Consider the following 20,844-nt stretch of genomic DNA (forward strand, 5'->3'; position numbering starts at 1 on the left):
AAGGCGCCGGAAACCGCTCGGCGTCTCGGCTTTCCAAAGCGCATCACTCCGGCGCTTTGCCCACCGCGCCCACGAAAAGCCATGCCGGAGCGGGCGTTCGCACGGGTGGGAGCATCCACGCATGGATGCCGTGGCCGGGTGCGCATGGACGCGCTCGGCGCGCGTGCTGGCCGGCGACGCCGCCCACACCGCATCGATGCGGAAAAGACGCCGCAAACCCGTCAGCGCATTTCATTCCACCGCCAGCCGATCCAGGCGAATCCGGTTGGCGAACAGCGAGAACGCCAGCATCCCGGCCAGGCCATTGGCGCGCGCGGCCCAGCGCGGCAGCCAGCGCGGCGGCGCCAGCGCGCCGGCCTCGAACAGCGGCTCGAAGCGCTGCACGTCGTCCAGCGTCATCTTGCCGGCAAACAGCCAACGGCCGAGCCGCAGCCGGTCCCGCCCCAATGCCCAGCGGAAGAAGGTATGCACGCCAATCAGGCCACGCAGATACACCGTGTCCTTGGTGAAGGCCGCGCCGCCGGTGACCGGCACGCCGCGGAACACCCGCTGGGCCGAAGCGAAACTCTCCGCCCCGGTTTGCCCGGCATTGAGGAAGTAGCGGAAGACCTCGATGAAATCCGCCCCTTCCAGCGCCATCGCCACCGCCTCGGTGCGCAGACTCACCCGCTTCATGCGCTGGATGTCGGTGGCGCCGGTAATCAATTCGGCGAACGTCGCCAGGCCCTCCTGGGTGGCGGTGGTGCGCGGCGAAGGCAGCTCCAGGCTCTTCAGCGCCGGCTGCTCGCGGCCGTTCAGCGCGGTCAACGAATGCACGAAGGCTTCGTGCTGGAGCAGTTGTTCGCGGTCGTAATCGGTGAAGGTCGCGCCGGTGCGCAGGCGGATGCGGGTGGCGCCGGCCGCCGCCTTGGCGATCAACCCGGAATCGAGTTCGATAGTGATGACGCGGCCGCCGAAGAAATCGTCCAGATCGTTCTGCAACTGCAATTGCAGCGCGGTGGCCGAGATCGGCACGGTCTCGGCGGGCGACAGCAGTTCGTGGTCGAGTTCGCCGGCGATGCCGATGAAATGCCGCGCCGCCTCGCGGGTGGAAGGCCCGTTGCCGGGCAGGCATTCGTCGGGCCTGCCGTAGAGGGCGATGGAATGCGCCGTCACCGCCGGCGTGCCGAGCGCCTCCAGCATGCGCGCGGCGGTGGCCCAGCTCCGCGCCGATTCGCGCAGGTACGCGCCAAGCGGATGCGCCGGGTCGACGGCGCTGGCGACGGCGTCCAATTCACGGCGTTCGGCGGAGAAATCCAGCTTCGGGTAATCCACCCGCGGCAGGCGCGGCCGGCCGGTGCGCCAGCCCGCCAAAAAAGGCGGCTGAAGGCTCGCCGGCCAGCTCATCAGGCCGAGGACGCGCAGCGACCTGGCCGCCCGCACCATGCGCGCATCCAGCTCGGCGAAGCGGGCGATGTCGTCCCCACCCGCCATCAGCGGCGGCCGTGCTTGTCGTCGGGGCGGCGATTGGGCGCGCGCGCCGGCCCTTTCGGTTCGGCTTTCTTCGCCTGCCGCGCTTCCAGCGTCCGCGCGGCGACGGCCACTTCGTCGCGCAGTTTCAGGTAATTGGCGAGGCGGGCGACGTCCAGCCGGCCGCCCTCTACCGCTTCGCGCACCGCGCAGCCCGGCTCCCGGTGATGGCGGCAATCGCGGAAGCGGCACTGTCCGGCCAGGGCCTCGACATCGGCGAACGCGGCTTCGTCCAGCTGTTCCTCGCCGGTGGGTTTCAACTCGCGCATGCCCGGCGTGTCGATCAAGCAGGCGCCGGCCGGCAAGGCGAGCAGCGCGCGGTGGGTGGTGGTGTGGCGGCCGCGCGCGTCGTGGCCGCGCACCGCGCCGGTTTTCATCCGGGCCACGCCCAGCAGGGTGTTGGTGAGGGTGGATTTACCGGCGCCGGAGGAGCCGACCAGCACCACCGTGCGCCCCGCCCCCAACCATGGCGCCAACGCCGCCACGCTGTCGGCCTCACGGGCGTCGAGGCTGCGCACGGCCACGCCCTGCGCCGCCAGCTCCGCCAACGCGGCAAGCGCGCCCGGCACGTCCGTTGCGATGTCCCGCTTGGTCAGCACCACCACCGGCTCGACGCCGCCGCCCTGCAACAGCAGCAGGTAGCGCTCGATCCGGCGCGGGTTGAAATCGCCATCCAGCCCGGTGACGACGAAAGCCGTATCGACGTTGGCCGCGATCAATTGCTGCTTGTAATGCTCGCCGGCGGCCGCGCGCTTGATCAGGCCACGACGCGGCAGCAGGGCGACGATGCGCGGCTTCTCCGGCGCGTCCTCGATCAGCACCCAGTCACCCACCGCCGCCCGGCGGGCCGGCTCGCAGCGCGGGCGCATCCAGTCCGGCAGCGATTCGGCGGGCTGGGCGTCGGCGACGGATTCGGCCACCACGTAACCGGAGCGGTGCTGCTCGACCACCCGCGCCGGGCGGGACAGGGGATGCGCCGCCATCGCATGGCGCCATGCTTCCGGCGGATCGGCCGGCCAACCGATCCGCGACAGGCGGGGGGCGTCCAGGCTCAAGCGGGGCGGTGGAAAGCGGTCATGCGGCGGATTCTAATCGGGCGACACGGGGCGATGCGCGGCCCCTGCCGCACGCGCGAATTTCCGATACGCTGACGCATCGTTTCCACGCCACGCCACCGATGTCCCAGCCCGCTCTCGCCACCCGCAACCGCCTGACCGAAGTCCGTTACGAGATCCGCGGCGAGCTGGCCCGGCGGGCCCGCGATCTGGAAGGCCAGGGCCGCCGGCTCATCAAGCTCAACATCGGCAATCCCGGCGCATTCGGCTTCCGCGCACCCGAGCACCTGCAACGCGCGATCGCCGATCACATCCACGGCACCGATCCCTACACCCACCAGCAGGGCCTGCCGGAGGCGCGCGAGGCGATCGCCGAATTCCATCGCCTGCGCGGCACGCCCAACGCCGCGCCGGAGCGGGTGTTCGTCGGCAACGGCGTCAGCGAGCTGATCGACATCGCCCTGCGCGCGCTGCTCAACCCCGGCGACGAAGTACTGCTGCCCTCGCCCGATTACCCGCTGTGGTCGGCGGCCACCATCCTCAACGACGGCCGCCCGGTGTACTACCAGTGCCGCCCGGAAAACGCCTTCCTGCCCGACCCGGAGGAAATCGAGAAACTGATCTCCAGCCGCACCCGCGCGCTGGTGCTCATCAACCCCAACAATCCGACCGGCTCCAGCTACCCGCGCGCGCTGCTGGAGCGCATCGTCGCCATCGCCCGCCAATACCGCCTGGTGCTGATGGCCGACGAGATCTACGACCACATCCTGTACGACGAGGCGACGTTCCAGCCGCTCGCCCCCCTGGCCGGCGAGCTGCCCTGCCTGTCCTTCGGCGGCTTGTCGAAAGTGCATCGCGCCTGCGGCTGGCGCGTGGGCTGGGCGATGCTCTCGGGCGAGGCGACCGTGATCGGCCCCTATCACCACGCGCTGGACCTGCTGGGCGCGCTGCGCCTGTGCGCCAACGTGCCGGGGCAGTTCGCCATCCACGCGGCGCTGCACGGCATCGACACCATCAGCGCGCTGACCGCGCCGGGCGGACGGCTCTACGAGACCCGCCGCGCCCTGATCGAATGCTGCGAATCCAGCCCGCATCTTTCGCTGGTCGCGCCGCGGGGCGCGCTGTATGGCTTCCCGCGCGTGGTCGGGGCCGCCGCCGAAAGCTTCGACGACCACGATTTCGCCCTGGAGCTGCTGGAAAGCGAAGGCGTGCTGATCGTGCCCGGCTCCAGCTTCAACGTGCCCTACCGCGACCACTTCCGCGTCACCCTGCTACCCGAGGCCGAGGTGCTGCGCGACGTGTTCGCGCGGGTCGACCGCGTGCTGGCGCGCCGCGCGACGCTGGCCGGCGGACGCGGCGCGCACGGCTGACGCGCGTCCACTATCGATGGCCCATCCCGCACAGGAACCCCCGCGATGACCACGCTCTCCTACCTCGCCCTCGGCGACAGCTACAGCATCGGCGAAGGCGTCGCCGAAGACCGCCGCTGGCCGGTGCAACTGGCCGCCGCGCTGCGCCAGCTTCGGGTACCGCTACGCGATCCACGCATTCTCGCCACCACCGGCTGGACCACCGACGAACTGGCCCACGCGCTGGAGCAAGCCGACTTGAAAGACGGCGAATGGGATTTCGTCACCCTGCTGATCGGCGTCAACGACCAATACCGCGGCCGCGCCCTGCCGGAGTTCGCCACCGGCTTCGACGCGCTGCTGCACCGCGCCGAACTGCTTTCGAAACACGGCGCGGCCACGGTCATGGCGCTGTCGATCCCCGACTGGGGCGCGACCCCGTTCGCCGCCGTCGAAGGTCGCGAGCCGGCGCGCATCGCCCACGAGCTGGAGGCCTACAACACCCACATCCGCACGATGTGCGAAGCGCAGGGCGCCGGTTTCGTCGACATCACCGCGGCCAGCCGCGCGCACGGCGGCGCGCGCGGCATGCTGGCCGCCGACGGCCTGCATCCATCCGCCACCCAATACGCCGAATGGACGCGGTTGGCGCTGCCGGTGGCGCGCGGCCTGCTGGAAGGGCGCGAATGAAACCAGACACGCGCGCGCTGGCCCGCGCGTTTCTCGACCCGGCGCGGCCCTTCGACCGCCACCACTACTACTACGCCCGCGGCAAGCTGGCCACCGATCCACTCTATGGCGGCGTGCAGCGCGCGCTGGCCGGCGGCGACCTGCCGATCCTCGACATCGGCTGCGGCATCGGCATCCTGCTGCACTGGCTGCGCGCGGCCGGCATCGGCGCGCCCTACCTCGGCACCGATTACGACACCCGCAAGATCGCCCAGGCCCGGGCCGCGCTGGCCCGCACGGGGCTGGACGATGCCCGCTTCGAATCAGGCGATGCCGCACGCGGGCTGCCGGCGCATTCGGGCCACGTCTGCATCCTCGACGTGCTGCAATTCCTGCCCGATACCGACACCCAGGACGCCCTGCTCGGCCAGGCCATCGAACGGCTCGCGCCGGGCGGCAAACTGGTGATCCGCACCGGGCTGGACGATGGCGGCGCGCGTGCGCGGATCACCGTCGCCGTGGACCGACTGTCCAAGCACTGGGGTTGGATGCGCGCGCGGCCACAGCACTATCCCAAGCTGGAGCAGTTGCGCGGCCTGTTCGGGCGGGCCGGTCTCGATGCCGAATTCACGCCGCTCCACGGCAAGACCCCGTTCAACAACTGGCTGGTCGTCGCCCGGAAACCCGTCCACTCGCCCTAGCGCGGCGGCGCGGGTCCGGCATGGCTATTCGGGCAACTCGGCGCGCAGGCCGCGCTCGCCGAGCAACGCCAGCACCCGGCGCAAAATCTCGATGTGGCGACCATCGCCGCCCTCGTGCAGCAGGACGATGGCACCCGTGCGCACGCCGGGCGCGAGCTTCGCCATCACGGTTTCGACATCGCGGCCCAGCCCATCGAAACCGCGCGCGCTCCATGCCACCCGCGCCAACCCATGCTCGCGCAAGGGCGCCTGCACGAACGGGTTGGCCATCCCCACCACCGCGCGGAACCAGCGCGGCGCGCGACCGGCCAGCCGGGTAAGCGTGGCCTGCGCCTCGGCGATTTCCCTCCGCATCGCGCGCGGGCCGAGCGCCCAGAACCAGCGCGCCGGATGGCTGTCGCTGTGGTTGCCGATGTCATGGCCACGGCGCACGATCTCGCTCACGCATTCCGGCCGCGCCGCCGCGCGCCGGGCAACCAGGAAAAAAGTCGCCTTCGCCCCGTGCGCGTCGAGCAGGTCGAGCATCGGCAAGGTGTCGTCGGACGGGCCATCGTCGATGGTCAGCCAGACCCGGGGCGCCGCGCCCGGCAGCCGGTTCAGCACCGGCCCGTAGAAGCGCGAGTACGGCCATAGCGCGCCCCACCAGAACGGCAAGTGCGACAGCGCCATCAACGGCAGGCCGACACGCCAGCCAAAGCGCCAGCAGACGAACGCCACCCCAAGCTGGCAAGCCAGCAGCCATCCCCACCAACGGTGCGGACGAGTCGGCGGACGATGGATCGGCGATGGCGACATCCGCGCATCATGCCATCGAAGCGCGGCGGGGCCGGCGTAGAATCGCCGCGTTCATTCGGAGAAAGCCATGCCCCTCGACCCCGCCCTGCGCCAGCGCATCAGCGACCTGCTCGCCGCGAACCGCGTCGTGCTGTTCATGAAAGGCCAGCCGGACGCACCGCAATGCGGCTTTTCGGCGCAGGCCGCCGGCACCCTGCGCGATCTCGATGTCGCGTTCGCCCACGTCGACGTGCTGGCCGACCCGGACATCCGCGAAGGCATCAAACACTACGGCGACTGGCCGACCATCCCGCAGCTCTACATCGATGGCGAACTGGTCGGCGGCAGCGACATCATCGTGCAGATGGCCGGCAGCGGCGAGTTGCAGGCCGCGCTCGGCCTGCCGCCGCCGGACCGCACCCCACCCGCGATCACCGTCACCCCGGCGGCGCTGGCCATGCTGAAACAGGCCGTGGCCGACGCCGGCGGCGAGATGGCCGTGGAAATCGCCATCGACCGGCAATTCCGTACCCGCCTGCACCTGGTGCAGCCCGACGCCAACGCCGTGCAGGTGCGCCACGCGGACCTGCTGCTGCAATTCCCCGCCAACGACGCCCGCCGCGCCGACGGCCTGACCCTCGACTTCGCCGACGACGCGCGCGGCAAGGGCCTGGTGATCGACAACCCCAACGCGCCGAAGCCGGTACGCGACATCACGCCGGCCGAAGCGGCCGAACGCGTGCGCGCCGGCACTCTGACCCTGGTCGACGTGCGCCCGCGCGCCGAGCGCGCGCTGGCCGCCGCCCCGGTCGCCTGTCTGCATTTCGACGACGGCCCCGGCGCGGTCGATGCGCTCGACAAATCCACCCCGCTCGCCTTCCTCTGCCATGCTGGCGGCCGCAGCCGGCAAGCCGCCGAACACTATCGCCAGCAGGGCTTCCGCGAGGTCTGCAACGTCGAGGGCGGGATCGACGCCTGGGCAGTGATCGACCCATCGGTGCCGCGCTACTGACCCCTTTCCCGGCCATACGGGACAAACTCGATGCGCAAGATGCCGCTCTCCCTCGCCTTGCTGTTGGCCGCCTGCGGCAGCCCGCCCCCCCAACGCCGGTGGCTGGATCGAACCGGCCATGCCGTGCGCGCCGCCAACGAAGATCCCACCCACGGCATACGCGGCCATTTCGTGCTGATGGTGCGCAGCATTGGCCAACGGCACGACCTCGGTTACCTCAACTCGGAAACCGATTACCGCCACCAGACCAATCTGACCATCGCCATGAAAACCGCCACCATGCGGCAAGTGGCGAAACGGCTGGGCGTGGAACCCGGACAACTGCGCGGCCGGCGTCTCGTCGTGCTGGGCCAGGCCCAGCGCATGCGCATCGCCTTCATCGACGGCCAGGGCCGCCCCACCGGCAAGTACTACTGCCAGACCCATGTCCGGGTCGAGCACCCGACCCTTGTCGAATTCGCCCCCGACTAGAAGCCGCCGCCCGCCGCCAGCCATGCCGCTTCCTCGGCCGTATCGATGCGGCCAAGCGCGGCATTGCGGTGCGGGAAGCGGCCGAAGCGTTCGATGACCTCGCGGTGCCGGATCGCGTAATCGTGCATCACCGGGTCGCCGAGCGCGGCGAACAGCGCCACCGAGCGGTACTGGTCGGCCAGCGACTCGGAATGCTCCAGCGGCAGGTAGAAGAAACCACGCAGCGCCGGCTCCACCTCGCCATCGTGGCCGGCGGCGATCGCCTGCGAGGCATAACGGCGCGCAAGGCCATCGGTGGCGAAGGCATGGCCGCCGCCGCGCCAGATGTTGCGCGGCATCTGGTCGAGCAGGATCGACAGCGCCAGCGCGGATTCGGCATCCTCCAGCCAATGCGCCAGCGCGCCGCGCGCGGCGGCCAGGTGCGCCGGCTCGAAACGGACACGGCATTCGGCATCGAAATCAACGCCGCCACCGAACCACTTGGCCCTGCCGGCCGCGCGCCAGAAGGCCACGATCTCGCCCGCGGTCGGTAATGCCTTCATCGCCTCGTTCATCTTCCGTCTCCCGTTCGCGGCGCCCAGTCTAGGACTTCCGGCAGGGTTGGCACTCCGCCGGCCAGACGCTAGCGTGGCCGTTCCAATTGGGAAGCCGACATGCACAAGACCGTCCTCGCCGCCAGCGCCGCCGTGCTACTGGCATCCTGTGCCAGCGCCCCGGCGCACAAGCCCGAGCGCGACACCGGCCTCGCCCGGCCGTATTCCTTCACCGACGACCCCTATCCCAGCACCTACCGACGCATCCCCTCGCCGCCGGTGCTGCTGGCCGGCGCGACCGTGCTCGATGGCGCCGGCCAGCGCCACGAGAATGCCGACGTGCTGATGCGCGAAGGCCGGATCGTCGCGGTCGGCCGCGCCATCGAGGCGCCCGCCGACGCGATCCGCGTCGATGCCCGCGGCAAATGGGTGACGCCCGGCATCATCGATGTCCACTCGCATCTCGGCGTGTACCCGAGCCCCGCCGCCGCCGCGCACGGCGACGGCAACGAGGCCACCGCGCCAGTCACCGCCCAGGTTTGGGCCGAACATTCGATCTGGCCGCAAGACCCGGGCTTCGCCACCGCCCTGGCCGGCGGCGTCACCAGCCTGCAAGTGCTGCCCGGCTCGGCCAATCTCATCGGCGGGCGCGGGGTGACGCTGAAAAACGTCCACGGCACCACCTACCAGGGCATGAAGTTCCCCGGCGCGCCCTGGGGCCTGAAGATGGCCTGCGGCGAGAACCCCAAGCGCGTCTACGGCAACAAGGGCGGCCCATCGACCCGGATGGGCAACATCGCCGGCTTCCGCGCCGCCTTCGCCGATGCCGCCGAGTACATGAAGAAGCGCAAGGCCGCGCGCGATTCCGGCAAGGATTCGGGCGGCAAGCGCGACCTCAAGCTCGACTCCATCGCCGGCGCGATCAACGGCGACATCCGCATCCACAACCACTGCTACCGCGCCGACGAGATGGCGATAATGCTCGACCTGGCCAAGGAATACGGCTTCAGGATTGCCGCCTTCCACCACGGCGTCGAGGCCTACAAGATCGCCGACCGGCTGGCCGCCGAAGGCGTCTGCGGCGCGCTCTGGGCCGACTGGTGGGGCTTCAAGATGGAATCGTTCGACGGCATCCAGGAGAACCTGCTCATGGTCGATCGCGCGCCCGGCGGCTGCGCCATCGTCCACAGCGACTCCGGCGAGGGCATCCAGCGGCTCAACCAGGAGGCGGCCAAGGTGATGGCGGCTGGCCGGCGCATCGGCATCGAGACCACGCCCGAGCACGCCATCCGCTGGCTCACCCTCAACGCGGCCAAGTCGATGGGCATCGAAGAGATGACCGGCTCGCTCACGCCCGGCAAGATGGCCGACGTGGTGCTGTGGAACGGCAACCCCTTCTCCAGCTACGCGCTGGCCGAGCAGGTCTACATCGATGGCGCCAGGCTCTACGACCGCGCCGACCCAAAACTGCAACCGACCTCCGACTTCCTGCTGGGCCAGGACCTGATGCGCGGAGAAGCGAAATGAACCGCCACCCGATGAAATCCACACTGGCCGCCGGGTTGCTGGCCGTGGCCGGCGCCGCGCCCGCCCAGGACATGCTGATCCGCAACGCCACCGTGCACACCGCCAGCGGCCAGGGCACGCTGAAGAACGCCGACGTGCTAGTGAGGAACGGCCGCATCGCCGCGCTCGGGCGTGGGCTGGGCGCGGGCGGCGCGCCGGTGATCGAGGCCGAGGGCCGTCCGCTCACCCCGGCGCTGTTCGCCGGCATCACCGACATCGGCGTGGAGGAAGTCAGCGGCGAATCCAAGACCGTCGACAGCCAGGTCGCGCTCGGCCAGAACGGCAAGGACATGCAGGTGCGGCCGGAGTTCGACGTGACCCTGGCCTACAACCCGGAATCGGTGCTGATACCGGTGGCGCGGGTCGAAGGCTTCGGCTGGACGATGCTGGCCGCCAACCCGACCAGCGGCGGCGCCTTCATCGGCGGCCAGGGCGGCGCGTTCCGTTTCGACGGCAGCCTCGACCCGATCGGCCAGCGCATGCTGTTCGTCACCCTCGGCGCGGATGGCGCCCGCCTCACCGGCGGCTCGCGCGCGGCGCAGTGGATGATCCTCGACCAACTGCTGGACGAAGTGCGCGGCCGTATCGCCCCGGATTCACGCTTCGCCCTGCTCACCCCGGCCGGCCGCGCCACCCTGGCCCGCTATTTCGACGGCGAGGGCCGCATCGCCCTCGGCGTGCATCGCGCCGCCGACATCCGCCGCGCGCTGCGCTGGGCGAAATCGCGCAACGCGAAGATCGCCCTGGTCGGCGCCAGCGAGGCATGGAAAGCGGCGTCCGAAATCGCCGCCGCGCGGGTGCCGGTGTTCATCGACCCGCTGGCCAACCTGCCGGCCGATTTCGACCAGATCGCCGCCACCCAGGAAAACGCCGCCCGGCTGCGCGCGGCGGGCGTGGAGGTCGCCTTCTCGCTGAGCGACAGCGCCTCGCACTATGCGCGCAAGCAACGGCAACTGGCCGGCAACGCGGTCGCCCACGGCATGGCCTGGGACGACGCCCTGGCCGCCCTGACCCGCGTCCCGGCCGAGGCGCTCGGCCTCGCCGCCGAAGTCGGCACCATCGCCCCCGGCCGCCGCGCCGACCTGGTGCTGTGGAGTGGCGACCCGCTGGATGTCGCCGAGACCGCGCGCCAGGTCTGGATGGGCGGCCGCGCCGTGCCGATGACCTCGCGCCAGACCCAACTACGCGAGCGCTACCTGCATCGCGGCGAGACCACCCTGCCGCCCGCGTACTCGCGTTGAGCGGGGGCACCCAGGCGGAGCCGCCGCGATACCTGGCGGCCCCGCCGCGCACCATTCGCATGAGCACGGACCGCCCTTCAGGCTTCGGGCATACTCAGCCGCCCGGGGAAAAATACGGAGCCTAAATATGCGGATTGGATTTCTCGTGGATGCCACCTGCGACATTCCCGACGAATACATCGAATCCGGCACGGTGATGGTCATGCCCGTCACCGTGCGGATCGACGATTACGAAGTCACCGACCGTCGCAACGGCGAGGTCACGCTGAACTTTCTCGACAACGACATCGCCCGCAAGGCCAGCGAAGCGCAGACCCGCTCGCTCAGCATCCAGGAAATCCGCGAACTGTTCCTCGAAAAGTTGGTGGTGGAATACGACTACGTGTTCTGCCTGACCGTCACTCGCGAGCGCAGCCCGATCTTCGAGAACGCCACCAAGGCCAGCTTCGGCATCCTCAACGACTACCAGCCGATCCGTCAGGCCGCCGGCCATTCCAGCGCATTCTCGCTACGAGTGATCGATACCGGCAGTCTCTTCGCCGGCCAATCGATCCCGCTGCTGGCCGGCCTGAGGCTGCAAGGCGAAGGCGCCACGCTGCCGCGCATCCGTCCCCGCATCGAACACGTGGCGATGCATACCCACGCGTTCGCCGTGCCACCCGACCTCTATTACCTGCGCAGCCGCGCCCGCGCCAAGGGCGAGCGCAGCGTCGGCCTGATGAGCGCGATACTCGGCTCGGCGCTGGACGTCAAGCCGATCCTCTACTGCAACCGCGGCCAGACCGCGCCGCTGGCCAAGGCCCGCGGGTTCGAAGCCGCCGCGCAGAAACTGTTCGAAGGCATCGCCGCCGATGTCCGCAGCGGCTTGTTGCTGCCGGTGGTGAGCCTGAGCTACGGCGGCCCCGTGGAGGAAATGCGCTGGCTGCCAGGCTATGCCGAACTGGCGAAAACCTGCCGCGCGCACGGCGTGGAACTGCTCGAATCGCTGATGAGCCTGACCGGCATCATCAACCTCGGCAAGGGCGTCCTCTCGGCCGGCTACGCCAAGGAGGGCAAAAGCGCCCTGCACTGAAACCTGCACGCCGCCGATACGCCCGCGCGACGTATCCTTGGCGGTGTTTCCATCAGGACCATCGAAATGGCCACCCGCTACTTCATTTCCCTGCCCGAACCGGACAAGGCGCGCACCGGTACGCCCTTCGGCTTCCGCTCGCACGGCCCCGACGGCTTCGCCGAGGAACTCCAGGACGCCCTGCGCAGCGCCAGCGTGTTCCAACGCTGGCTGGAAACCCAGGACGACCCGGACGAAGTCGATCCCAAACTGGCGGCCACCGACCCGGACGCCACCGTCGAAGGCCGCCAGGACGACCTCAAAATCGAGCTGATCGCCACCACCCGCCTCGGCGGCGATTGCCTGCGCCACCGCCTGCGCCTCCTGGCCGGCCAGCACTGGCAACTGCGCGACGTCACCTCGGCCTGAGCGCTTGCGCCGTCTCCTGCTTGCCTGGAGCGGCGGCAAGGATTCCGCCTGGACGCTGCACACGCTGCGCCAGGCGGGCGAATTCGAAGTCACCGGCCTGCTGACCACCTTCACCGAGGGCCTCGACCGCGCATCGACGCAGGGTATCCGCCGCGACGCGCTGCACGCCCAGGCGCGCGCCGCCGGCCTGCCCCTGCTCGAATCATGGCAGCCGCCACGGTTGGACAACGCCACCTACGAGGCCCGCTTCGCCGCCGCCCTCGACGCAGCGGCGAAACGCTGGCCCGGCATCGCCGACATCGCCTTCGGCGACCTGCTGCTCACCGACGTGCGCGACTGGCGGGTCGCACTGTGCCAACGGCTTGGCTGGCGCGCGCATTTCCCCTTGTTCGACATGGATACCGCCAAACTCGCCCGCACGATGATCACCGGCGGCCTGCGTGCGCGGCTCTGCTGCGTGGACACCGCGCGGCTCGATGCCGGCTTCGTCGGCCGCCAATTCGATGCCGCCCTGCTCGACGCGCTGCCGCCCAGCATCGACCCCTGCGGCGAGCGCGGCGAATTCCATACCTGTGTCCTGGCCGGGCCGATGTTCTCCGCGCCACTGGCGCTGATGCCCGGCGACATCCTGCCGGGCGAGGGAAATTTCCTGTACCGCGATTTCCTGCTGCCTGGCCAGAACGACGCGGGCGACAGCGCCATCGATGGGTGATGTTCCGCCGCCACGCGCAAGGCGGCGCATCGTCAACTGCTCGCCTTCGCCCCGCCTTCGTCAAGGCAACGATCGGTGCCGTCGGCCACCTCGCGCGGCGCCGACCTCACCCTGCACGGAAGCCACGCGCGTTGGACCGCCTCCTCCGGCGTCAAGGCAAGGCAAGGCAACGACCGGTGCCGTCGGCCACCTCGCGCGGCGCCGGCCTCACCCCGCCCGCAAACCACCGTCACGCGCCCGACAAACCGCGTGGCGGCCACGCCGCGCGACCATGCTCAGGGCTTCAGCGCCCGCGCATGCCAATCGAAATGGCTGCCGATGAAACTGGCGATGAAGTAATAACTGTGGTCGTAGCCGGGGCGCAGGTTGAGCGTCAACGGGTGGCCCTTGGCACTGGCCACCGCCCGCAACAGTTCGGGCCGAAGCTGGCTTTCGAGAAACTCGTCGGCGCCGCCCTGGTCGATCAAGATCGGCAACCGCGCTTCCCGCGCCACCGACAGCAGCTCGGTGGCGTCCCACGCCCGCCAGGCATCGCGGTCATCGCCGAGATAGGCGGCAAACGCCTTCTCGCCCCACGGCACCCGCGAGGGCGCGACGATCGGCGAGAACGCCGACACGCTGCGATACCGGCCAGGGTTCTTCAACGCGGCCACCAGCGCGCCATGCCCGCCCATCGAATGGCCGGAGACGCCGCGCGCGGCACTGGCCGGGAAATGCGCTTCGACCAGCGCCGGCAATTCACGCGTGACGTAATCGTGCATGCGGTAATGCCCGGCCCACGGCTCGCGGGTGGCATCGAGGTAGAAGCCCGCGCCCTGGCCCAGGTCGTAGCCCTCGGCATCGGCCACGCCCTCGCCGCGCGGGCTGGTGTCGGGCGCGACCACGATGATCCCGTGTAACGCCGCATACCGCTGCGCGCCGGCCTTGGTGATGAAATTCTGCTCGTCGCAGGTCAAACCGGAGAGCCAGTACAGCACCGGGCAGACACCGTCTTCCGCCTGCGGCGGCAGGTAGATGGCGAAGCGCGTCTCCACGCCCAGCGTGGCCGAGCGATGTTTCCAGACTTCCTGCCAGCCGCCAAAGCTCGCGTGTCGTTCGATGCGCTCCATCAGTAATGCACCACGCTGCGGATCGACTTGCCCTCGTGCATCAGTTCGAAGGCGCGGTTGATCTCTTCCAGCGGCATGGTGTGGGTGACGAACGGGGCCAGGTCGATCTCGCCCTTCATCGCCTCCTCCACCATGCCCGGCAACTGGCTGCGGCCCTTGACGCCGCCGAACGCCGTGCCCATCCACTTGCGTCCGGTGACGAGCTGGAACGGGCGGGTCGAAATCTCCTGGCCCGCGCCGGCCACGCCGATGATGACGCTTTGCCCCCAGCCCCGATGCGCGCATTCCAGCGCGGCGCGCATCACGTTGACGTTGCCGATGCACTCGAAGCTGTGATCCACCCCCCAGCCGGTCATCTCCACGATCACCTGTTGGATCGGCTGGTCGTGATCCTTCGGGTTCACACATTCAGTCGCGCCCATCTCGCGCGCCATCGGGAACTTGTCCGGGTTGGTATCGATGGCGATGATCCGGCCCGCCCTGGCCTGCCGCGCGCCCTGGATCACCGCAAGCCCGATGCCGCCCAGGCCGAACACCGCCACCGAATCGCCCGCCCGCACCTTCGCCGTGTTGTGTACCGCGCCGATGCCGGTGGTGACGCCACAACCCAGCAGGCAGACCTGCCCGGGGTTCGCCTCCGGGTGGATCTTCGCCAACGAGACTTCCGCCACCACCGTGTATTCGCTGAAGGTGGAGCAGCCCATGTAATGGTGGATCGGCTCGCCCTTGTAGCTAAAACGGGAGGTGCCATCCGGCATCACGCCCTTGCCCTGCGTGGCGCGTACCGAGGTGCAGAGGTTGGTCTTGCCGCTCTTGCAGAACAGGCATTCGCCGCATTCGGCGGTGTAGAGCGGAATCACCTGATCGCCCGGCTTCACCGACGTCACGCCCTTGCCGACATCGACCACGATGCCCGCGCCCTCGTGCCCCAGCACGGCGGGGAAGAGGCCCTCCGGGTCGTCGCCGGACAGGGTGAAGGCGTCGGTATGGCAGACGCCGGTATGGGTGATGCGCACACGCACTTCGCCGGCCCTGGGCGGTGCGACGTCGATCTCGACGATCTCCAGCGGCGCGCCGGCCTTGAAGGCGACGGCGGCGCGGGATTTCAGGGGCTTGCCTGCGGTCTCGGACATGGCTGAACTCTCCGGTCGGTTCGATCTGGGGGAATCACTTCAGGTAGGAACGCACCAGCGCCGCCACCTTGTCGATGGCGGCGCGCATGCGCTGGCGTTCGGGGTCGCGGGGGTCGCCGTCATCGTGACCGGCGCAGCCGAAGGTCTCGCGCAGATGGCCCTGCAAGACCTCGGCCATCAATCCATTGATGCCGCCGCGCATGGCGGCCAGTTGCTGCAACACCTCGCCACAATCGCTGCCGGCGCCGATCGCCCGCTCCAGCGCCTCGGCCTGGCCACGCACCCGGCGCAGACGGCTGATGACACGCTTCTTCTCGGCGGGCGTATGCGGCATGACCCGGCAATCCTGATACTGCCGGGGAGTATATCGCGCAATCGCGTGAGGGCATGTTCATGCGCCGCAGCCCGACACGAAACGCCCGGCGGCATGCCGCCCCATCGCCCGGGAGTCCGCATGAAGGACAGGCGAAGGCCGCCCGGCAATGGCGCATCTCACGACGCATCTCAACGACGCATCTCAACGACGCATCTCAACGACGCATCGCGCGGTCACGGCCGTTTGCCATCACCGGCGGAGACGAATCGCGGAGACCGTCGCCTACCGCGCCCCGCCACCGTCCCCGGCAACGTGCGCGCTCAGCCGGTGTTCTGGATGCCGGCGGCGATACCGTTGACGGTCGCGGTCAACGCCCGCAGCAAGCCTTCGTCTTCACGCCCGCCCGCGCGCCAGCGTCTCAGTAGTTCCACCTGCAACAGACTGATCGGGTCGACATAGGGATTGCGCAGCCGGATGGAAAGCCGCAGGCGATAGTCGTCGTCGAGCAATTCGTCGCGCTGCTTGAGCGCGCAAATCGTCTCGCGGGCGCGGCTGAACTCGTCGGCGACATCGCTGAAGAACCCGGCGTGCAGCTCACCGGCCAAGTGCGAATAACGCGCGAAGATGTCGAGGTCCGACTTCGCCATCAGCATCTCGACATCGGCCAGCAGAGCTGCGAAGAACGGCCAGTCGCACGCCATCTCGCGCAACGGCTCCAGCCCGAAGCGTTCGACCCCATGCGCCAGCGCCGTGCCGATACCGTACCAGCCGGTCAGGCCCGAGCGGTTCTGGCTCCAGGCGAATACCCACGGGATCGCGCGCAAGGTGTCGATGCCGCCCTCGCGGCGCTTGGACGGGCGTGAGCCGATGCGCAGGCGCTCGATCACGTCGATCGGCGTCGCCGCGCGGAAATAGGCGGGAAAATCCACGCGCTCGTGTACCAGTGCGCGATAGTGCCGGCGCGCGATTGCCGCCATCTCCGCCGCCCACTCGCGCCAGGCGTCCTCGCGCCCATCGGCCGGACGCGGGCGCAGGCTGGCGCGCAGCACCGCGCCGGTGGCCTGCTCCAGATTGCGCAGCGCCAATGCACGGATGCCGTATTTGCGATGGATCACTTCCCCCTGCTCGGTGACGCGCAACACGCCATCCACCGACCCGCGCGGCGCCGCGTGGATCGCCCGCTCGGTCTTGCCACCGCCGCGGCTGACCGAACCGCCGCGCCCGTGAAAGAACACCAGCCGCACTTCGTGTTCGCGCGCCAACGCCAGCAACTCCACCTGGGCGCGCTGCAAGGCCCAGCGCGAAGCCAGCAAACCGCCATCCTTGGCACTGTCGGAATAGCCGAGCATCACGATCTGTCGATTGCCCCGCGCCCGCAGATGCGCGCGATACGCGGGGTCGTCGAACAGTTCGCGCATCACCGCGCTGGATGCCTGTAGATCGGCCACCGTCTCGAACAGCGGCGCGACGTCGAGCGGCACCTGCCCGTCCTCCACACAGCCGGCGATCCGCGCCAGTGCCAGCACCGCCAACGCATCGGCGGCGTTGCGACTCATGCTGATGATGTACGGCCCGAACGCCTGAGCACCGTAGCGGCCACGCAATTCGCGCACCGTGCGGAATACCGCCAGCGTGGACGCCGCCGCCCCGGCCCGCGGATCACGCGGCGATGCGCCGGCGACCAACGCCCGCAACCGGACGGCGCGCTCCTCGGCCGGCAATGATGGCCACCCCGGGTCCGCCTCCAACGCGGCCAGCGCCTCGTCGTGCGCCAGCGACTCCTGCCGCAAGTCGAGCGCGGCGAGATGGAAGCCGAACGTCTCGGCCCGGCGCAATATGCGGCGCAGCGCGAACAAGCCGGCATGCTCGCCGCGATGCGCCGCCAGGCTCGCTTCGATCAGACGCAGATCGGCGATGAAAGCCTCGACATCGGCATAGCCACGCGGATCGGCTTCGTCGGCGCTCGCCTCCAACCGCGCCGAAAGCAGTTCGATCAGACCGCGATACGGCATGTCGGCCATGCGCGGGCGCAGCCCGGCGGCGGTCTCGGGCAACAAGGATTTGTATTCGTCGATGCGCGCCTCGATCGCGGCATCCACGCCCGCCCGCGCCCGGCTCTGGGTGAGGATGTCGGCCAGCCCGCGCAGATCGGCCCGATAGGCCGCCAGCACCTGCGCGCGCTGCAATGCCAGCGCGGCGCGAATGGTCTCCGCGCCGACATTGGGATTGCCATCCATGTCGCCACCCACCCAGGTGCCGAAACCAAGCAGCGGCGGCAGTGCGATGCGCTCGCCATACACCGCTTCGATGGCATCGGCGAAAGATTCGAGAAAGGCCGGCAGCACCCGGTACAACACGCCGAGATAAAAGCCGATGTGCTCGACCTCATCGGTGACGGTGGGTTTTTCCGAAGGGGCTTCGGAAGTCTGCCAGGCCGTGGAAAGCGACTGGCGGATACGCGCGTGATCGGCGCGGCGCTCGGTCGGGGTGCGTCCACGGTCGATATCGGCCATCAACCGCGCCACCACGGTGTGCTCCTTGACCAACAAGGCACGGCGCACCGCCTCGGTGGGATGGGCGGTAAACACCGGCTGGATGACCAGTCGCGGCAACCACGCGCGCAACTCGTCGAAACTCACGCCTTCCGCCTTCAATTCGCCCAACACCGCCTCGAAGCCGCCCGGCTGGGGGACGTCCGTCGCACGCTGATAATCGCGGCGGCGACGGACGCGATGCACGCGCTCGGCCAGGTTGATCGCACCGAACCAGGCCGCGAAAGCACGCACCAGCGCCTCGGCGTTTTCCTGCGGCACCGATGCCAAACGTTCGGCCAACGCATCGACCGGCTCGCCCTTCTCGCGGCGGGCAATCGCCGCGCGGCGCACCGCCTCGACCTGCGCCAGCAACGCCGGCGAAACCTGCTCGGCCAGCATCTCGCCGACCATCGCGCCAAGCCGGCGCACGTCGTCGCGCAACAGTGCATCGCTGGCAACGAATTCGAGCGCCTCTCGGCGCGGGGAAAGGGATGCGTTCATGACACCAGGCGGACAAAACCAGCCCCAGTCTGCCAGATGTTCCCTCTTTGCATCGTGTTGGATCGGGACGAATTACCTAGTCTCCAATGACCCCGACCGTAAGCCGGGCGACGAACTCAGGCTTCAATATGGCGCCGTGCCTGCGCCCCCGCCAGAAGACCGCGAGGCCATCGAAAGCATGCTTGATGGCGTGAGCATCAAACATCACGCAAATCAATTCGTCGGAGAGTTGCAAAGCCGATGGCAACAACAGCCGCCGAAGAAGCAGCCCCGTATCCGGCGCTGAATTTCAAAGAAACAAGCAAAAAACTCAATGACGAGAATTCAACCCCTTGAATTTATCCGGCAGATCGAAAATCCTAAAAACCCAACAGCGAGCAATCCGCCATGATCCAGCAATATTTGGCATATGTAAGCAGCAGAGCCGACAACAGATCTCTTATGCAAGATGATATCCACATGAAGTCTTGCCAAAACACCCACCTTACCGAAAGAAAAAACGAAATCCCGAAATAATCCAGGGCAATTTTCTCCTAAAAAACTGATCGATGAGCGTCAACTCCACATCCGAAGAGCCTCCCGAATAACTCTCCTTGCAATTTTTACTTACAATAATCGACACGCCCCTTGCATCATGCAGCGCCTTCCTTCCATGCAAATCGTATCTCTCAACATCAGTCGCAAACCCCCTGAGCACGCAGGACAGGCTGGGCGAAACCTCTTTTATATAGTTGAAATAATCAGAAAAAATTCCATAACACTCCATCATGATGGATTCGCCCAATCTTTTTTCACATATCCTCACAATCCGGGTAATCAGAGGCCGCATCACACTCTCTTACCGGACTCGGCGTTGTCATTTCAATGAGAGGGCCAATAAAAGGTCAGCCTCGCAATCTATTCTTAAATCCAGACCACCGCCCTGATCGTGCTAGCAACCAGTTCCTGTCGGCCCAGGTGGTCGTTGTGAACGAAGTACAGTTGGTTGTCGCGTACCAGCCCTATCAACTCCGCACCCATCCAAGTATAGCTGCTCCAACGGCCGTTCTCGTTTTCCGCCAACAATGTGTTTTGCCCGGAATAGATGAAGCGTGTCGTACCATCCGGTCCTTCTTTGCCCACGCGCTGGTCCGCCCAACTTCTTGAGGGCAGTTCACGGGGTGGGGCTGCGAGCTTTCAATTCGCTTTCAAACTTTCGTCTATCTCATAAGCCAGCTTCAAGCATGCGGAGTTCTGGTAACAGTGGGCTGCGACCTTGAAGCCCTTGGGCACTTCGTAGCCATAAGAACTATTTGTTACTCCATGCAACACCAAAATTAATGCAAATGCCGTCCTTTCATCTCCTGAAGCCATAAGTCGACCCAGCAGCTCTTTAAAAAGCTCTGGATTGATCTCTGAGAAACAATCTCCAAGCGAGTAATCGCTTGGCCTGTAATTATTTACTCCGTGCAAATAAAGATTCACGCGCTCAGCAGAAGGGAGAGCAGAGAAGTACATGCACCGCTGCTTGCTTCCTTGAACTTTCATCAGCTTTTCGTAACCAGCATTTTCTTGTCAATGGAAACAACCGCAAAATATGCAGAACAAAAAAGCCAAAACAAACCTCACTTCCCGCATCCACATGGATTATTCCCAGCTGCCTTCATATCAGCCAAAACTTGCGCTTCAATTCGATTTGACCGCTTCTCAAAACTTATACTGTCATGCGTCCCATTTATACCTTTTCCAGAAAGCATACCAGACGCACTTTGAGCACCATAGCTAGCCCAAAATACTGCGCCATGAACATACTGTTGCACGGCATGGCCAATTTCATGGGCCAAGAGCCCAATAAATGCCGGGGTATCAGCATTGTCGTTTTTAACGTACACATTGGAGCCAAATGTGACTCCGATCATATCCTTTGATATAAACCAAGGCATCCCCTGCTTCACATCGACCGCTTTAAGCAAATCCTGCGGATAGTACTTACCTAATACTCCCATTTCACAATCAGTGAGAGCTCGCAACCCCAATGGGTCAACCAGATTCACTGGATTACCTTCGACATAGGCATAAACAGTTCGCCCTGACGTGGGTCGTCGTACCCAGCGGCGTTTTTCCTTGATGCGGCAAGGGCTTAGCTGTGCTGCGGCCATTGAGGCGGGTTCCCCGGTTCGCAAAATTTCCTTGAGGCGAC

20 protein-coding genes are annotated in these 20,844 nt (G+C 67.4%); 10 read left to right on the forward strand and 10 right to left on the reverse strand.

Translation table 11 applies throughout. From position 1 onward, the window contains the following. Nucleotides 1–231 precede the first annotated feature (231 nt). On the reverse strand, nucleotides 232–1,473 hold the full coding sequence (locus tag EBB59_RS06675) for a peptidase MATCAP family protein (RefSeq protein WP_122101366.1): 1,242 nt from the start codon (nucleotides 1,471–1,473) through the stop codon (nucleotides 232–234). Next, nucleotides 1,473–2,564: a ribosome small subunit-dependent GTPase A gene (gene rsgA, locus EBB59_RS06680; RefSeq protein ID WP_245979116.1), complete on the reverse strand. Its 1,092-nt coding sequence runs from the start codon at nucleotides 2,562–2,564 to the stop codon at nucleotides 1,473–1,475. Before rsgA ends, EBB59_RS06675 begins: the two co-directional genes overlap by 1 nt. 122 nt (nucleotides 2,565–2,686) lie before the next feature. Here rsgA and EBB59_RS06685 point away from each other — a divergent pair, with 122 nt between their 5' ends. From EBB59_RS06685 to EBB59_RS06695, 3 genes are read left to right on the forward strand one after another with little or no spacing between them, the layout of a single operon-like run. After that, a complete protein-coding gene (locus tag EBB59_RS06685; protein ID WP_122101367.1) occupies nucleotides 2,687–3,934 on the forward strand; it encodes an aminotransferase class I/II-fold pyridoxal phosphate-dependent enzyme in 1,248 nt (415 codons plus the stop codon). A 45-nt stretch (nucleotides 3,935–3,979) separates the two neighbouring features. Next, nucleotides 3,980–4,603, forward strand: coding sequence for an SGNH/GDSL hydrolase family protein (locus EBB59_RS06690; protein ID WP_122101368.1), 624 nt, complete (start codon nucleotides 3,980–3,982; stop codon nucleotides 4,601–4,603). Beyond that, entirely contained in the window at nucleotides 4,600–5,283 is a 684-nt protein-coding gene (locus tag EBB59_RS06695; RefSeq protein WP_122101369.1) for a class I SAM-dependent methyltransferase, read from the forward strand. Before EBB59_RS06690 ends, EBB59_RS06695 begins: the two co-directional genes overlap by 4 nt. Nucleotides 5,284–5,307: 24 nt before the next feature. On the opposite strand, the gene EBB59_RS06700 is transcribed toward EBB59_RS06695, so the two are convergent. Further along, nucleotides 5,308–6,078, reverse strand: a complete 771-nt coding sequence (locus EBB59_RS06700; protein WP_122101370.1) for a polysaccharide deacetylase family protein — start codon at nucleotides 6,076–6,078, stop codon at nucleotides 5,308–5,310. A gap of 67 nt (nucleotides 6,079–6,145) precedes the next feature. Here EBB59_RS06700 and grxD point away from each other — a divergent pair, with 67 nt between their 5' ends. Both grxD and EBB59_RS06710 read left to right on the forward strand, forming a co-directional pair. Beyond that, nucleotides 6,146–7,069: a Grx4 family monothiol glutaredoxin gene (gene grxD, locus EBB59_RS06705; RefSeq protein WP_122101371.1), complete on the forward strand. Its 924-nt coding sequence runs from the start codon at nucleotides 6,146–6,148 to the stop codon at nucleotides 7,067–7,069. A 30-nt stretch (nucleotides 7,070–7,099) separates the two neighbouring features. Beyond that, nucleotides 7,100–7,540 carry a hypothetical protein gene (locus EBB59_RS06710; RefSeq protein WP_122101372.1) on the forward strand — a complete coding sequence of 147 codons (441 nt, stop codon included), beginning with the start codon at nucleotides 7,100–7,102 and terminating at the stop codon, nucleotides 7,538–7,540. Here the strand turns inward: EBB59_RS06710 and EBB59_RS06715 are convergent. Beyond that, a complete protein-coding gene (locus tag EBB59_RS06715; protein ID WP_211327698.1) occupies nucleotides 7,537–8,094 on the reverse strand; it encodes a DUF924 family protein in 558 nt (185 codons plus the stop codon). The two genes, EBB59_RS06710 and EBB59_RS06715, sit on opposite strands and share 4 nt — an antisense overlap. Before the next feature lie 99 nt (nucleotides 8,095–8,193). Between EBB59_RS06715 and EBB59_RS06720 the strand changes: the two genes are divergently transcribed. The 5 genes from EBB59_RS06720 to EBB59_RS06740 all read left to right on the forward strand — a co-directional run bounded on the left by EBB59_RS06720 (nucleotide 8,194) and on the right by EBB59_RS06740 (nucleotide 13,072). After that, entirely contained in the window at nucleotides 8,194–9,600 is a 1,407-nt protein-coding gene (locus EBB59_RS06720) for an amidohydrolase (protein ID WP_122101373.1), read from the forward strand. Beyond that, complete coding sequence (locus EBB59_RS06725) at nucleotides 9,597–10,880, forward strand: amidohydrolase family protein (protein WP_122101374.1); 1,284 nt, start codon at nucleotides 9,597–9,599, stop codon at nucleotides 10,878–10,880. The genes EBB59_RS06720 and EBB59_RS06725 overlap by 4 nt, the downstream gene beginning before the upstream one ends. 127 nt (nucleotides 10,881–11,007) lie before the next feature. After that, a complete protein-coding gene (locus EBB59_RS06730) occupies nucleotides 11,008–11,952 on the forward strand; it encodes a DegV family protein (protein WP_122101375.1) in 945 nt (314 codons plus the stop codon). A 66-nt stretch (nucleotides 11,953–12,018) separates the two neighbouring features. Then, nucleotides 12,019–12,360 carry a hypothetical protein gene (locus EBB59_RS06735; protein ID WP_122101376.1) on the forward strand — a complete coding sequence of 114 codons (342 nt, stop codon included), beginning with the start codon at nucleotides 12,019–12,021 and terminating at the stop codon, nucleotides 12,358–12,360. A gap of 4 nt (nucleotides 12,361–12,364) precedes the next feature. Continuing rightward, on the forward strand, nucleotides 12,365–13,072 hold the full coding sequence (locus EBB59_RS06740; RefSeq protein ID WP_122101377.1) for a Dph6-related ATP pyrophosphatase: 708 nt from the start codon (nucleotides 12,365–12,367) through the stop codon (nucleotides 13,070–13,072). Nucleotides 13,073–13,347: 275 nt separating this feature from the next. Here EBB59_RS06740 and fghA read toward each other — a convergent pair whose 3' ends face one another. The 6 genes from fghA to EBB59_RS13440 all read right to left on the reverse strand — a co-directional run. Beyond that, nucleotides 13,348–14,181, reverse strand: coding sequence for an S-formylglutathione hydrolase (gene fghA, locus EBB59_RS06745; protein WP_122101378.1), 834 nt, complete (start codon nucleotides 14,179–14,181; stop codon nucleotides 13,348–13,350). Next, the gene (locus tag EBB59_RS06750; RefSeq protein WP_122101398.1) at nucleotides 14,181–15,290 is read right to left on the reverse strand and encodes an S-(hydroxymethyl)glutathione dehydrogenase/class III alcohol dehydrogenase; all 1,110 of its coding nucleotides are present in this window, start codon (nucleotides 15,288–15,290) and stop codon (nucleotides 14,181–14,183) included. Before EBB59_RS06750 ends, fghA begins: the two co-directional genes overlap by 1 nt. 58 nt (nucleotides 15,291–15,348) lie before the next feature. Then, complete coding sequence (locus EBB59_RS06755; protein ID WP_122101379.1) at nucleotides 15,349–15,648, reverse strand: metal/formaldehyde-sensitive transcriptional repressor; 300 nt, start codon at nucleotides 15,646–15,648, stop codon at nucleotides 15,349–15,351. Between the two features lie 302 nt (nucleotides 15,649–15,950). Continuing rightward, entirely contained in the window at nucleotides 15,951–18,665 is a 2,715-nt protein-coding gene (gene ppc, locus EBB59_RS06760; RefSeq protein ID WP_122101380.1) for a phosphoenolpyruvate carboxylase, read from the reverse strand. A gap of 1,176 nt (nucleotides 18,666–19,841) precedes the next feature. Continuing rightward, entirely contained in the window at nucleotides 19,842–20,192 is a 351-nt protein-coding gene (locus EBB59_RS13435; protein ID WP_147455525.1) for a hypothetical protein, read from the reverse strand. Between the two features lie 77 nt (nucleotides 20,193–20,269). After that, nucleotides 20,270–20,844: hypothetical protein (locus EBB59_RS13440; protein WP_211327699.1), on the reverse strand; the 575-nt coding region annotated here is incomplete at its 5' end.

The organism is Solilutibacter pythonis, from assembly GCF_003697345.1.
Classification (GTDB): Bacteria; Pseudomonadota; Gammaproteobacteria; order Xanthomonadales; family Xanthomonadaceae; genus Solilutibacter; species Solilutibacter pythonis.